16 protein-coding genes and 2 tRNA genes are annotated in these 13,718 nt (G+C 63.1%); 10 read left to right on the forward strand and 8 right to left on the reverse strand.

Annotated features, from left to right (window positions below; all coding sequences use genetic code 11):
• Positions 1 to 74: 74 nt before the first annotated feature.
• Positions 75 to 878 (forward strand): TrmB family transcriptional regulator, encoded by an 804-nt coding sequence (locus tag C481_RS16060; RefSeq protein ID WP_006110348.1) that lies wholly within the window; start codon positions 75 to 77, stop codon positions 876 to 878.
• A 5-nt stretch (positions 879 to 883) separates the two neighbouring features.
• Here the strand turns inward: C481_RS16060 and mptA are convergent, their stop codons facing one another.
• Positions 884 to 1,816, reverse strand: coding sequence for a GTP cyclohydrolase MptA (mptA, locus tag C481_RS16065; RefSeq protein WP_006110349.1), 933 nt, complete (start codon positions 1,814 to 1,816; stop codon positions 884 to 886).
• A gap of 423 nt (positions 1,817 to 2,239) precedes the next feature.
• Between mptA and C481_RS16070 the strand changes: the two genes are divergently transcribed.
• Entirely contained in the window at positions 2,240 to 2,467 is a 228-nt protein-coding gene (locus tag C481_RS16070; protein WP_152422198.1) for a hypothetical protein, read from the forward strand.
• A 318-nt stretch (positions 2,468 to 2,785) separates the two neighbouring features.
• Here the strand turns inward: C481_RS16070 and C481_RS16080 are convergent, their stop codons facing one another.
• The gene (locus C481_RS16080; protein WP_006110352.1) at positions 2,786 to 3,187 is read right to left on the reverse strand and encodes a VOC family protein; all 402 of its coding nucleotides are present in this window, start codon (positions 3,185 to 3,187) and stop codon (positions 2,786 to 2,788) included.
• Between the two features lie 221 nt (positions 3,188 to 3,408).
• On the opposite strand from C481_RS16080, the gene C481_RS16085 reads away from it, so the two are divergent.
• The 3 genes from C481_RS16085 to C481_RS16095 all read left to right on the forward strand — a co-directional run bounded on the left by C481_RS16085 (position 3,409) and on the right by C481_RS16095 (position 6,346).
• Positions 3,409 to 4,449, forward strand: coding sequence for a nucleotidyltransferase domain-containing protein (locus C481_RS16085; protein ID WP_006110353.1), 1,041 nt, complete (start codon positions 3,409 to 3,411; stop codon positions 4,447 to 4,449).
• Positions 4,450 to 4,801: 352 nt separating this feature from the next.
• Positions 4,802 to 5,578, forward strand: a complete 777-nt coding sequence (locus tag C481_RS16090; protein ID WP_049904713.1) for a hypothetical protein — start codon at positions 4,802 to 4,804, stop codon at positions 5,576 to 5,578.
• Positions 5,579 to 5,713: 135 nt separating this feature from the next.
• Positions 5,714 to 6,346, forward strand: a complete 633-nt coding sequence (locus tag C481_RS16095; RefSeq protein WP_006110355.1) for a DsbA family oxidoreductase — start codon at positions 5,714 to 5,716, stop codon at positions 6,344 to 6,346.
• A 36-nt stretch (positions 6,347 to 6,382) separates the two neighbouring features.
• On the opposite strand, the gene C481_RS16100 is transcribed toward C481_RS16095, so the two are convergent.
• A complete protein-coding gene (locus C481_RS16100) occupies positions 6,383 to 7,318 on the reverse strand; it encodes an NAD(+)/NADH kinase (protein WP_006110356.1) in 936 nt (311 codons plus the stop codon).
• A gap of 115 nt (positions 7,319 to 7,433) precedes the next feature.
• On the opposite strand from C481_RS16100, the gene C481_RS16105 reads away from it, so the two are divergent.
• Positions 7,434 to 7,673: an amphi-Trp domain-containing protein gene (locus C481_RS16105; RefSeq protein WP_006110358.1), complete on the forward strand. Its 240-nt coding sequence runs from the start codon at positions 7,434 to 7,436 to the stop codon at positions 7,671 to 7,673.
• 27 nt (positions 7,674 to 7,700) lie between these two features.
• On the opposite strand, the gene C481_RS16110 is transcribed toward C481_RS16105, so the two are convergent.
• Both C481_RS16110 and C481_RS16115 read right to left on the reverse strand, forming a co-directional pair.
• Positions 7,701 to 8,942 (reverse strand): cyclase family protein, encoded by a 1,242-nt coding sequence (locus tag C481_RS16110; RefSeq protein ID WP_006110359.1) that lies wholly within the window; start codon positions 8,940 to 8,942, stop codon positions 7,701 to 7,703.
• Between the two features lie 182 nt (positions 8,943 to 9,124).
• Positions 9,125 to 9,195 (reverse strand) — tRNA-Gly (locus tag C481_RS16115).
• Positions 9,196 to 9,390: 195 nt separating this feature from the next.
• Between C481_RS16115 and C481_RS16120 the strand changes: the two genes are divergently transcribed.
• Positions 9,391 to 10,185, forward strand: coding sequence for an NAD+ synthase (locus tag C481_RS16120; protein ID WP_006110360.1), 795 nt, complete (start codon positions 9,391 to 9,393; stop codon positions 10,183 to 10,185).
• Here C481_RS16120 and C481_RS22995 read toward each other — a convergent pair.
• Both C481_RS22995 and C481_RS16125 read right to left on the reverse strand, forming a co-directional pair.
• Complete coding sequence (locus tag C481_RS22995; RefSeq protein WP_275040072.1) at positions 10,165 to 10,290, reverse strand: hypothetical protein; 126 nt, start codon at positions 10,288 to 10,290, stop codon at positions 10,165 to 10,167. The genes C481_RS16120 and C481_RS22995 overlap by 21 nt on opposite strands.
• A gap of 141 nt (positions 10,291 to 10,431) precedes the next feature.
• On the reverse strand, positions 10,432 to 11,307 hold the full coding sequence (locus tag C481_RS16125) for an enoyl-CoA hydratase/isomerase family protein (RefSeq protein WP_006110362.1): 876 nt from the start codon (positions 11,305 to 11,307) through the stop codon (positions 10,432 to 10,434).
• A gap of 60 nt (positions 11,308 to 11,367) precedes the next feature.
• Between C481_RS16125 and C481_RS16130 the strand changes: the two genes are divergently transcribed.
• The 3 genes from C481_RS16130 (at position 11,368) to C481_RS21990 (ending at position 13,403) form a co-directional block, all read left to right on the forward strand.
• On the forward strand, positions 11,368 to 12,441 hold the full coding sequence (locus C481_RS16130) for a DUF7114 family protein (protein WP_006110363.1): 1,074 nt from the start codon (positions 11,368 to 11,370) through the stop codon (positions 12,439 to 12,441).
• 211 nt (positions 12,442 to 12,652) lie between these two features.
• Positions 12,653 to 12,724, forward strand: a tRNA-Thr gene (locus C481_RS16135).
• Positions 12,725 to 13,226: 502 nt separating this feature from the next.
• Positions 13,227 to 13,403, forward strand: coding sequence for a hypothetical protein (locus C481_RS21990; protein WP_161605637.1), 177 nt, complete (start codon positions 13,227 to 13,229; stop codon positions 13,401 to 13,403).
• A 234-nt stretch (positions 13,404 to 13,637) separates the two neighbouring features.
• Here the strand turns inward: C481_RS21990 and C481_RS23210 are convergent.
• A partial coding sequence (locus tag C481_RS23210) for a PGF-CTERM sorting domain-containing protein (RefSeq protein WP_006110364.1) occupies positions 13,638 to 13,718 on the reverse strand: 81 nt, incomplete at its 5' end.

The following is a 13,718-nucleotide window of genomic DNA, read 5'->3' on the forward strand; positions in this document are numbered from 1 at the left end:
GACTGAAACGCGGGTGTTCGGCCTGCGAGCAAACCACCACAGCGTTTATGTTTCTTCGGTTGGTTGCACCGACTATGGCCAGCCTCAGGGATCTCGGGCTTTCGGAGTATGAAGCTCGAGCGTATCGAGCGCTGTTGAACACCGGACCGACAACAGCCAAGGAGTTGTCACGCGCCAGCGACGTACCGATGGGGCGCATCTATGACGTACTAAACAGCATCGAGCAGTACAACCTCGTGCGAACCCAAACCGCGAGCCGGCCGAAGAAGTACGTCGCGGTCGAACCGTCGACCGCACTCGACCGCCTACTCGACGACAAGAAGCGCGAACTCGCGGAAAAGGCGGACCAATACGAGTCGATCGTCGACGACCTCTCCGATGAACTCGACGCGGCCGATCCCGTCGAGGAACAGTTCTGGACCGCCGCCGTCGGTCCCGAGGAGACGATCGACCTCCTCATGGAGCGACTCGCGGCCGCCGACCGGCACATCGTCATGGTCGCCGCGGACCCCGTCCCCGAACGAGATGCCCAGACCGTCGGCGATAACGTGCTCGCGAAACTCGAGGACGCGCTCGATCGAGGCGTCTCCGTCGATCTACTGATGACGCGACGGCTCGTCGATGCACTCTCGAAAAACGTCGGCGAGCGCTATCGAACGACGCTCCAAGCCCGGGACGATTTCGATGTCCGGACGAGCGCAGAAGTGACCGGTTCGTTCAATCTCATCGACGACACCGAAGTCTGCATCCAGGTTCCAAACCCCCTTTCCTCCGGCGATGCGTTCGGCATGATCGACCTCAAAGACCCCGAGTTCGCGGCGAACGTCCACGACGAGTTCGCCCCGCGGTGGGACGACGCCGAGCCGTTGACGTTCTAACCGACCTATTCGGAGCCGTTGACTTCCTCGCGCAGGGTTTGCATCTCGACGACTCGCTCGGCGTGCGCGTTGTGCTGGTGGATCGATTCGTCGTTCGACTGTTTCATCGTGAGAACCGCATCGTCCGGCAGATGGCTGAACTCTGAGACGACGCCCTCGGCCATCGAGCGCACGCAGTCCTCGACGAACTTCGCGTCCGCGTGGGCCGCGTAGGTCATGTGATCCTCGTCCGGCCGTTTGGCCAGGTTATAGATCCGCGCGCTCATCGAGTCCCGCGCGATGTCGATGACATCGTTCAGGTCGACCGCGGGATCGCCGCCCGATTCGACGGCGAGGGTCGCGTGTCCGCGTTGGGAGTGACCCGGCTGTGGCACCTCTTCCAGGAACTCCGTGATCGTCTCCTCTTCGACGCCCAGGTCCTCGAGCGTCTGCTTCGCGCGCGCGGCCGACATCCCCTGCGAGCACGGACAGACCGTCATTCCCGTCACCGTCGCGCCGATCTTCTCGCGTGTCCCCTCGTCCGTCGCCGTCGCCGAGGCGACGATATCGACGGTGTGTTGGGTCTCGCGGTCGCTCGCCGGCGTCTGCTCGCGGCGCATGAACTCGGCTTCCATCGAGACTTCGGCTTTCGACGTGTACTCGTGTTTCTCGAGCAGTCGTTCTGCGGCCTCGCCGCAGACTTCCTCGACCTGATAGGCCTCCTCGCGGGTGGCATCCTCCAGGATTTCGTCGATGACCTCCATGTTGCGACTCATGTCCGCGCCCTTGCGCCAGGCGGGGAGGTCGACGAAGACCTCGAACTCGGCCGTGAGGACGATCGGGCGCTTGTCCTCGCGAGCGATCTTGACGAGCTTTTCGACGCCGGTGACGCCGACCTGACTCAGGCCGACGGTGACGTCCGGCGACGTCGCCTGCACGTCCGGCAACTGGTGACTCATTGCCCGCATTCAGGGGAGCGCGCGATTATGCCTTTCGGAACGGTCAGTTCCCTCCAGTATTCCGGCGTTCACGTCCTCCGGTAGGGAACTCCCGTCTTCCTGTCCTCGCGTTCTCGCATCCTCGCGTCGTTCTTTAAGTGCTTCTGGTCACAAGGTATAGATACGACGGGTCACCGACGCGCTGTGCCGCGTCGGCTTTTCGCTGTTGATCGGTGTGACTATTCGTCCGGATACAGTTCCGTATAGCACCGATCGAATCCAGTGTCGCGTTCGTTCTTTAAGTGCCTCTGGTCACAAGGTGTAGATACGACGGGAGGTCGTCGGCCTTCGATTCTCGACTCGGTATCCTACTTCCCAGATAGTTCTCGGACGTGACGTTGCGCGATGAATCGAGCTTCTACACCCCCAGTGACAGTGATTTCGTTGGGAATTCTGCTGGAGCCGTTCGGCCACTATTTCCCGGCGCTCCTCGAGGCCGGATTCAGTTTCGAGGTCATCGAACCGATGTTGACCGACGAGTTCGCACGGGAGAACTCCGACGCGTATCGGACCTCGCTGACGCGGGTGCCGGATTTCTCTGTCTGCGGGCGAGTCTCTGAGCGGGAGTGCAAGCGCGAGTGTAGCTATCGGTGTGATCGAACGGGAATGTGAGTGCGAGTCGGGACGGATACGGTGCGGATTCGGACGAGGGCAGTTACGTTCGAACCGATGGTGCACACTCGTCTCGCGATTACGGACCGAGTTCAGCGCGCAGCCGTCGAAAGGTGGTTTCGATGGTCGGTGGCTCTCGATCGACCGCTTCGAACTCGGGTTCCCGCCGCGAGACGAGATCAAACGACGTGAGTACGGCGCGAGTGCGTATCGCCCGCGCGGCGAACTCGCGTTAGCAGTCGGCGGTCCTGACCGGTGCGTTTGAGTGCGCCGGAGCGGTGGCCGTGGCGACAGCGTCCAGTGGGAGAGACGCACAGGTCAACCGATATCAAGAACCGGGTTCCACGCCACCTCCCACAGGTGATCGTCGGGATCAGCGAAGTACCCCGAATAGCCGCCCCAGTCGGCTTCCCGCGCCTGTTTCACGATACGAGCGCCGGCGTCCGCCGCCTCGCGAAGCACCGTATCGACCGCCGCTCGATTTTCGACGTTGTGCGCGATGGTGACGCCGGCAAATCCGTCCCCCTCGGAAGAGACCGTCGCATCTTCGGCGAGGGCGTCCCGCGGATAGAGCGCGATCCACGTCCCGTCTAACGGGAAAAAGGCGGGGCCGTCGCCCTTCCGCTCGCGCATCGGAAGCCCCAATCCGTCCCGGTAGAACGCGATAGCACGCGTCATGTCCGAGACGCCTAACGTGAGGAGTGATACGTGTGGGTCCATACCGCGGATAGGCGCTTCCGAAGGAAAGCGCTATCGCCGATTCACTCGTCCGATTTCGGCAGGTAGCCAGCCGTTGTAGTACTCTGGGCGGCGATCCGAGACGAGTTCAGCAGTCTCGTCGCACTCCACGTTTCTTTAAGTGCTTCTGGTCACAAGGTGTAGATACGAGCGGAGACTCGCGGATCATCGCTTTCTTTGTGGCCGTTATCAGTGGTAGTGTGATGTCTCCACCGCCGTCGGTTCCGGCATCCGTTCGCGAACGCATCGAGAGCCATCTCGCAGCTATCGAGCGCGACCGCGACGTGACGATCATCGTCGCGGTCGCTCGGGGTAGCCGCGCCTGGGGCGGCGCGAGTTCGGCGAGCGACTACGATGTCGGGTTCGTTTTTGCGCCGAGCGATCTCAGTCGGTACGCACACCTCGAGGGGCCGCCGGAGACGATCGTCGAGGAGCGACGCGGTGGCGAAACCGTTGCCGGTAATGCTACCAGCGCCGCCGCCGAGATCGACTATGACTATCAGGGCTGGGACGTCCGAAAATTCGCGCGCCTGCTCGTGAACTCGAACGACGGGGCGATCGATCTGCTCCGGAGCCCGATCCGATACCGGCTCGCGTGCGAGCGTGCCGTTCTCGATGACCTCCGGTCGTACGTCGAGCGAACCTACAATCCGATGGATCTCTACCACGCCTACAGGGGGATTGCGACGAGCAACTACCGCAAGTACGTCTCCAACCACCTCGTCCGCGCCGACGACGAACTCTTCCCGATTATCGAGGAGACGGCGGACGGGTACGTCGTCGAAGCGGCCGATGGGGCGGGCGAGAGCGACGAAGCGGGCCGGAGACGGAGCGAAGGAAAGGGCGAGGGAACGATGTACGTCGCCGACGACGACGAGCGGTTCAGTACCACGCAGACGAAACCGACGGTCAAACGAAACCTCACCATCTGCCGGGCAGCAATGGCCGCTCGCCACCTGCAAACCACCGGCGAGCGCGGCGACCACGACCTGCCAGCGCTCGCGTTCGAGACGTTCCTCGACGATCAAGCGCCGGCCGTCTTCGAGCGCGAGCGCATCGCCCTCGCGCGGACGTTACTCGAGCGAAAACGTCGCGGGGAGGGCGACGCCCACATCGGTGACCCCGTCGGCCGCGAGTTCGCCACTCCACCGGCTGAACTCGATCCCGCGGTGCACGTTCGAGCGGGGCCCGACGCGGCGCGGGTGGACGAGTTCGTCGACGAGTTGCTTGCGGCGGTCGAGTAGCGTCGCGTATCTCCGTCGTCTTTGCCTCTCGTCCTTTAAGTGCCTCTGGTCACAAGGTATAGATACGACGGGTCACCGACGTGCCGTCTTGCGTCGGCTCTCTTTCGTTGTTTCGATTTGTCGAGCGTGATCGTCTCTCAAAGCCAGTGGGGAAGCGCCGATCGAGATTGCGATTGTTCTTTAAGTGCTTCTGGTCACAAGGTACAGATACGAAGGGATTTTCGGCGCTTGAGTCTGTTCGCGCGGAGCGTTTGCTATCGCACCGCATAGCTGTCGGATCAACTGTCAGTGCAGCTGAAACGCGGCGAAAACGAGCGAGCCTTTTTCAGTCTCCCTGTCTGAGCGACAGACGATGCAAGACGACGGTGCAGACCCCGGTCCCGGTTCAGTCCCCGAGCGGGCCAGAGCCGTCACCGCCCGCCCGGACCGCCCCCGTGAGCGGCCGTTAGAGACGCGCCCCGGTGCTGGCACGCTCTCCCGTGCAGCCGCAAAGCGAGATACGACCGTCCGCCAGTGGGGTGTCGTGACGCCGAGTGCGACCGTCATCGGACGCGCGGAGTCGCCCGAGGCGGACCTCTCGGAGAGCGTTCGCCGCCTCCACGACGAACAACACGCCGCAACGCCCGGCTACAGCGAGCGCGCCCACCACTTGGACCGCCTGCGGACGACCCAGGCGCTTTGTAACGCGCTGGAACTGACGCCCTGGCAGCGCGACCTCGCGCTCGGCGTCATGGACGAAATCGACCTCACCGAGTTCGGCAGCCAGCGCGCGATTCCGAAGGTCGCGCTGGTCGTCATCCGCCACGTGGTCGACGTCGACCGGCGGGCCTACTTCGGACTCGACGACGTCGACGCCCAGGCCCTCTCGGCCGATCGAATGGACGAACTGTTCGGCCAGTATCGCGCCCACGACATTACCGAGGAGTCGACGTTCAAGCGCCTCGCCGCCACGCACGGCCTCGATACGACGAGTCTGAACCGGCTGCGTCGCGTGTTGAAGTCCCAACTGGAAGACGAGTTACCGGCCTACGGGCGGAATCCGTACCGCGACCCGAATCTGCCGGCGACGACAGACACGGACGAAGGCGGCGCGGACGAGGGCGACGGCCAGCCGCCGAGCGAAGAGTAGCGACGGCAGACAGAGAAGTGCGAAAAACGGAGAGCAAGGTGCGCCAATAGCGCGAGAGACGCCGTCCAGACCGGGGTGAACGGGAAGCGTCCTCCCTTCCATCGGCTTTTCCGTCCGGATCACCTACCGCCGGCGATGACCGCCGACTCCGCCGGTGACCGGATCGAACTGTACGCAGACTACGTCTGTCCGTTCTGCTATCTCGGCACCCGCTCGCTCGCACAGTACCGCGAAACGCGCGACGAACCGCTCGCGGTCGAGTGGCACCCGTTCGACCTCCGCTCCGGGAAACGAAATCCGGACGGTTCGATCGATCACGATGTCGACGACGGCAAGGACGACGCCTACTTCGAGCAAGCCAAGCAGAACGTCGAACGACTGCAAGACGAGTTCGGCGTCGAAATGACGCAGGTATTTGCTGGCGAGGTCGACTCGCTGCCGGCCCAGCAGGCCTCGTGGTACGTCTCCCAGGAGTATCCCGACCGGTGGGCCGCGTTCGACGAGGCGATCTATACCGCTCTCTGGCAGGACGCCCGCGACATCGGTTCTCCCGACGTCCTGGCTTCGCTCGCTGAATCCGTCGATCTGCCCGTCGACGAAATCCGTTCGGCAGTCGACGACGACGGCCTCCGAAGCGAACTCGAGGACCGCTTTCGCAGCGCACAGCGCCGAGGCGTCTCCGGGGTCCCAACGTTCGTCGTCGACGGAACGGCGACAAGCGGTGCCGTTCCGCCCGAACACCTCGCCCGACTGGTCGAACAGCGCTGACGACGATCGACCCAGACGCGACGCGACATTAGGACACTATCCTAACTTCTCGAGCGCCTCGAAGAACTCGACCTGCGGGCCGACCAGCGTAACCGGTTCGGGCGCGACCGAAACGGTGACCGTCGCAGGCGGGTCCAACTGCTGTCGATCACGGCCGTCGCTGATGACGTATGCAGTCTCAGCGTCCGTCACCGAGAGCGTGACCTCCGTCTCGGCATCGACGACCAGCGGAGGCATGCTCTCCTCCGCAGCCGCGGCCATCTGTGTGACGACGAGCGAGTTCGCCGTCGGGTGAACCAGCGGACCGCCCTCGCTCAGGTTATACGCGCTCGATCCGGTTGGCGTCGAGACGAGCACGCCGTCTGCATGGCCCTCGACGTACTGGCGGCCGTCGACTCGAACGTCGATCGTCGCGCCGCCGCCGTGACCGCGCCGCGGCCCGTGGACGACGACCTCGTTGAGCGCCGGATCGAGCGTCCAGCGGCCAGCCGTCGGCGTCTCACCCGGGGTACTCGCTTCCGTCGCACGTCCCCCGGTCGCTTGCAACCGGACGAGTTCACGCTGTTGAGTGGAGCGGCCGTCGTCGCTTCGAAGGTGTTCGACGACGGCGGGAACGACGGCGAGCGCATCGTCGGGGGAGACGGCGTTGAGAAAGCCGACTTCGCCGAGGTTGATGCCGAGAATCGGCGTGTTTCCGACCTCGCGAGCGACGTACAACAACGTTCCATCGCCGCCGATACTCACGACGAGGTCACAGTCCGCCATCGCGCCAACTGGGACGCCGGACTGGTCGAGATGCTCGGCGGTCAGTTCGTCGACGACAGTGGCGTCGCCGGAGGGGCCGCCCGTCTCGTCAGCCGCAAGACGGTCCTGCAATGCCACGGCGAGGTCCCGCGCACGTTCGTTAGCGCGCTGGGCGACGAGTCCGACGGCGGCATCCCCAGTCGCGTCTGCGTCCGCGTCGTCTGCCATCGCCCGCGACTAACCGTGCAGACGACAAAAAGCCACGCCTCGCGGCGACGGTAACAACGGACTAGCCGCCCGTTTGCTGTCCATACTTTTCCGATGTGGCCGGTCACTCCCGCACATGGCACAACGCACGACGACGGACGAGTCCCTTTCGCGAGACGAACTCGCGACGTACTTCGAACACCTGGCGGCGGAGTTTCGCTCGGGTGACGAGCAACTCGATATCGAAGTCGGCAATAAAACGGTGACGCTCAATCCACCGGAGACGATCGATACTTCGATCGACGTGGTCGAACGATCGACGATGTTCCGCGGCAACCACGAGACGGTGCGGGTCGAGTTGAACTGGAAACCCTAGAACCGTCCACCGCCACCGGAAGCGTCGCTAACCGCTACCGCTCGCTCCCTCACACCCCTTCAAAACGAGCGGATTGATCGGTGCCGCCGTCGCCCGCTCGACGTGCAAGGGCGCGCCCGTAAACAGGAACTCGTAGGTTCCGTCCGCGGCACAGCTCTCCGCGAGTTCGTCGAGCCAGAGGATCTCGTTCAGATAACACCCGAGGTTCCGAAGGAGCGCACCGTGAAGCGGAATCGTGAACTCCCGCCCGTCGATCTCCTGGGTCACCTTCTCGACGGCGAGGTTGTCCGCTCCGATCATCGGAATATCGAACTCGTGGAGCCAGCGAACCAGTGCTTCGCTGAACTCGAGGCCGGGTTCGTTCGTCGGATCCCACGTTGCGTTTGGATCCCGAACTCTGGGGATCGCACCCGTCCGGACGAGAAGGATATCTCGCTCTCGAATCGCCACTCCCTGTTCGTCGGCGGTCGCCAGGAGATCCTCGAGCGTGATCCCGGTGCCCAACGGCAGCCGATTTCCAGGGCCGCCCTGGTGTCGACCGACGTCGAGCAACACGCCTCGTCCGCTGATTCCGGCGTCGGCTGCAGGGCTGATGTCCGCTCTGGCGTGGCCGCGCGTCTCGGAAATTTCGGTTACCTCGCCGTCGATTCGGCCCTCCAGCGGACGGTCGAACGACTTCGCCGCGGCGGTCTCGAGCGCGTCGAAGCCGTTGTATATTTGGTCGCCGTACCACGCGTGGCCGAGCGAGTCGAGGTGGGTCGTCCCGTGCATGAAGAAGTCCGTGAGGGCTCTATCGTCGCTGCTTTTCATCCCGCCGGGATAGGCGTCGGCCGTGCCCTCGCGATAGGATCGTTCGTCCTCGACGTTTCCACGCCGGGCCGGCGTCCGGCCCGGAAACGCTGGATCTCCGGTCTCCGTCGTCGGCGTCTCGTCCTCGTCGACGAAGACGACTTCGCCGGTCATCGGTACCTGCAACGTGAACGTCTCGACGCTCGACATCCCGCCGCACGTCGCCGCCTGTAGGCCGCGCGCAGCCTGCGTTTCGTCGAGGAGGTTGAGCGCCCCGAGTTCATCGTCCGCGCCCCACCGTCCCCAGTTGTTCGGCATCCCCTCGAGCAACGCGGCCATTCCGTCGGCGTTCGCTGCGACCGTCGACACGTCCATTCCGGCCGCGGCGACCGCAGCAACCGCTCCGCACCCCTGCATGAATCGTCGGCGTCCGGATTCGTCCCCGGCGCAGCCGTTGTGGTCGGGTTCGCGCCCGTTCATCGGTCGCTCGTTCCGTCGCCGCAGTAGTCGATCCCGTGCATACGCGCACGGCGACGATATAGCCAATAGTTATTTACGGCGTATCCGAGCCGCTTTCGAATGCGCGACCGGCGGCTTCCCATCGATCTCGCTCGTCGTCAACGCAACGGCTCGCACGCGGGGACATCGGAGACGAAAATCAGTGCGCGGTCCGGGAATTGAACCCGGGCTAACTGCGTGGGAGGCAGTTGTCCTACCGCTGGACCAACCGCGCGCTCCGCAGCGAAACATTCCGTCGTACGAATTTAAGCCCTCCGCTCCCCGATCTCGAGTATCGTTTTCCGTCCGTGGACCCCGTCTCACACGACAGTTCGCGCTACCACAACGGAGGACCACACAAAATTGACCGACCGGTCATGTTTTGCCCGCGTGGGCAGCCTATTAGACACCTGCACTCATACAGTGGACCATGATCGACCCTCGTTTCTCGGAGGCCGAGCTAGACCAGCGCCGCGAACACATCACGACCTTCATCCGCGAGCAGATTGCAGCCGCAAACGCCGACGGTGCTATCCTGGGTCTCTCCGGTGGCATTGACAGCACGCTGACCGGCAATCTGGCAGTCGACGCACTCGGAGCCGACAGCCTCCATGCGCTCGTGTTACCCGCGACCGTCAGCGGTGACGAGAACATGAGCGACGCCGAGCGAGTCGCCCGAGAACTCGACGTTACATACGACGTGATCGAAATCGAGCCGCTTATCGACTCGCTGCTTACGGTCTACCCCGAGGCCGAGGGCGACCGCGAGGCGGTCGGCAACGCACGCGCTCGCGTTCGAGCCGTGCTGAACTATCTCGTGGCGAACCACGAGAACCGGCTCGTGCTGGGAACGGGCAACCGTAGCGAGGCTGCTGTCGGCTACTTCACGAAGTACGGGGACGGCGCAGTCGACTGCCACCCGATCGGCAACCTCTACAAGGCACAGGTCCGCCAACTCGCCCGCCACGTCGGCGTTCCCGAAGACCTCGCATCCAAGACCGCAACCGCGGAGCTGTGGGCCAACCAGACCGACGAGGGCGAGATGGGAATCAGCTACGAGACGCTCGATTCGATCCTCGTCTCCCACATCGACGGTCCGCTCTCCGTCGCTGCAACCTGCAGAGAACTCGACGTAACGCCCGAAACGGTCGACCGCGTCCGCGAGATGTACGAACGCAGCGAGCACAAGCGACGGGCACCGCCGTCACCGGACCCGCTCACGTAACTCCCCGTCGACGAACTGGCTCACCCGATGACTCCCCTCGCAGACGAACTCGACCGGCTCATCGCCACAGCCGACCTCTTCGAAGAACTCGTCCCAACACGTCATTGACCGGCCGCAACTGCCCGGTTGCCCGCCAAATATCCGGCTCGGTGATCCAGTAAGAGCCGTCATATCGGTCGGCAGTCAACAGGTGGCAGTCAGTAGCTAGGTCGGACCCAGTCGATCGCAACCAACCAGACAACGCCGTTACTCGAGCACCGACCCGATATCGTCGGCGTGGCTAGCAACCAGTTCAGCGAACGCCTCGGCTTCGCGCCGTTCCTGTATGTCCCGCTTGCTATCGTCCCGAACCCGACGCTTCAACGCCGCCAGCGTGTCAGCCGGGTTGTCAGCGATCGACTCGGCAACCGTCCGCGGATCGTCTTCGAGACGAGAGATGAGTCCCAGACGCAGCGCCTCCTCAGCGTCGATGGTGCGACCCGACAGGGCGAACTCGAGAGCAGCGTCCCGGCCGACGAGTTCGGGAAGGCGGACCGTGCCACCCCAGGCACCGAACAGTCCGAACGTCACCCCTGGTTCCCCGTAGGTCGAGGCCGGCGTCCCGACGCGCACGTCGCAGGCGAGCGCGAGTTCGAGACCGCCGCCCATCGCCGGTCCGTCGATACCCGCAACGACGATCGCCGGCGAGGTCTCGACGGCGCGAGCGACGCGCTGTCCCAGTCGCGCGAACTCGCGTGCTCGGTCGCGGTCGCCGTCGAGATCGCTCACGGCGTCGAGGTCGGCACCGGCACAGAAGGCGGAGCCACGGCCGTGAAGGTAGATAATGGGTGCCGTCGGTACCGATCGAGCGTCTGCCACCGACGGCGACTCCCCGCGGTCGGCCGATCGAGAGGGCGTTTCCGTCATCGGAGTCGAATGCGAAGGCGAAGGTGAAGTCGAAGTTGATTCCGGAGTCGAACCGACGGATTCGATCGCAGTCGCCAGCGCATCGAGCCCCTCGACCGTCAACGCGTTTCGGGCATCGGGACGATCGAGCGTAATCGTAACTATCCGATTCGACGAATCTGGCTCCGACCGCGAACCGTCTCCGTCAGCAGCGCCCGGATCGTCAATGTCGATCATGACAGGAGTCGATCCGGCGTTTCCAAAGGTCTTTGCCTCCGCCCTCGTAACATCCTGCTAATGGACAAGGCCGACTCCTGTCGGCGTACTGCCGTCGACGCTGTCGCGGATGTGGAACCACCGCGATTGGCTTCGCTCCTCGATACCGTTCTGGAGGACGCCTCGATGCTCCCAGGTGTCCTCACCATCGAGAGCGCCACGATACACACACCCGAACTCTCTAGCCCCCTCGACGATTCGACTCCAAAGAACAATCGAGAGCAGAACCACCCCCGTCGCCGGAACACCGACCGATCCATAGAGTCCACCGAACTCGACACTGACACACTCCTCACCCACGCCGCCGGCGTCCAACTTATCTACGAGGGACTCCGACTCACGCGTGGACTCGCGCACGAAGACTCCTGGTGCGGAGACAGCGCCCACGCGAATCAGCCCAAGTCCCAATCACAGCCACAGCCACAACCACAGTCAGCGCACCAGGTACAGTCACAGCCAGAGAACCAGACACAATCACAGTCTCGACTAGAGCACCACCCACAGTCACAGTCTCAATCCCAGTCAGATCTCCAATCTCAGCCGCAATCGCGATCGCAATCGCCATCGCAGTACACCGACGATCTCACAATCCTCGCCGCAGACATCCTCGTCGCCCGCGGCTTTTCCTTGCTCGCCCGCACCGACGCCGCCGACAAAGCCGTCCACACCGTGCAGGCCTTCGGGCGCGACCAGACCAGACGCACCGAGCTCACCAACACCCCGCCCGCAACCTCTACAGCAAGCACACAACCCAGCACGGCCACCAACCCAACCACCGAAACAACCTCTTCAAAACCCACCACGTCCGCAAACGCCCCGAAGACAACACTCTCCCCCCACTCAATCGATACCAACCTCGAACGCGATATCCTCGAACTCGCCATTCGAACCGGCGCAGCCACCGCCGACACATCCCCCTCCGCTTCCGCCCTCGAACTCGCAACCACCCTCACCGACGCCCTCCTCCCCACCGACACCTTGCTCCCGACCTTCCCCCCAGTCACGGACGATCTCGCTGAACTCGATCACCTCGCTACCGATCAAAACCACGAAAAATACTCGACCGGTTGTGTCCCATCTGCAACGGATCCGTAGTCCCGTTCTCCTCGTCGTTCTCAATTGAAGACATCTGAACTCGGCCAATGACCACCCTCGTCTCGTGCCGAAAGACAGCGCCCACCAGTGACGGTGCTAGCACTCCAAACGATAGGTCCATCGAACTTGAACTCCCGGAGTGAAATCGCATGACACGGCTGCTGTAGATGGAAAGGGATATAACCCATGGCACCACTCCATCTAAATGCGTGCCTGGGTAGCTTAGCGGTAAAGCGCGTCCTTGGTAAGGACGAGAGCCCGGGTTCAAATCCCGGCCTAGGCTTACGGTATATTGGTGTAATCCTGCGTTTTTAAAGGATACGCGTTCTCTTTCAACCGATCAACCAGATGGTTCTCGTGAACTCTATCCGACGATAGTTTCGGCTAACAAAGGTGTTACCGTTTGATTAGTCGGCGTTCTTATTCTGGGAGTTCGATAGACGCTAGTTATCAGCATATCTCCGAGGCACCTGCCTACCAGCATATCGACGCGGAAGCCGATAAAGTCGAATACGCGACCAGTCCTGAGGATATCGGTGAAGAGCGAGCCGAAAACGTACCTCTCCCCGGCGACTCCGAAGAGATCGAGCGCCCTGATGTCAACGGCCAGATGACACTCGAGGGCTGGGGATGGTCGGCGTGAGCGACGAGGATCCATCGGGGAGAACGACGATCTCCCGTCGATCGAGATCCACCCCGCCAAGCGCGTCTGCGTGATGACCGGCGACCACGTCCCCGGAACGCCGACCGAGGCTCGTGAGTAGAACGACGATGTCCGTGAGACGATGCTCAAGGCGAACGATCGGGTTGATACGCGAAATCGCGACCGGGATGGCACTGACATCTCCGTCGATCGCGAAGATTACGACCTCGTGAACTCGCAGCTGCTCAACGGTTCGGAGACGGTCTACGACAGCGACGGCAACCAGTTCGAGCGCGGCGAGGACTATGAGATGCGGTAGGGTGATGGCGAGATCCGCCGACTCTCTGGCGGCGATCTCGACGCCGGCGCGAGCTACCGGATTGGCTACAAGTTCGAGGTCGAGATTCAAAACTCGCTGACGGACGTCTCGCGGCTGATGTAATCTCTTTTCTAACCGTTTGCGAGCGCGACAGCTGTCGCTGGTTCGTGTAGCGGTCGAAAGAAAAATCGAAGTGCGGCAAGGGCCGGACGAAGTCCGGTAGTTAGCTACTGCTTAGTTCTGCTTGCGCAGAGCCAGCATGGCAGCGCCGAGGAGTGCGGCGAGTGCGACAGCGACACCGAAGCCGGGCGTTCC

Source organism: Natrialba asiatica DSM 12278, assembly GCF_000337555.1.
Classification (GTDB): Archaea; Halobacteriota; Halobacteria; order Halobacteriales; family Natrialbaceae; genus Natrialba; species Natrialba asiatica.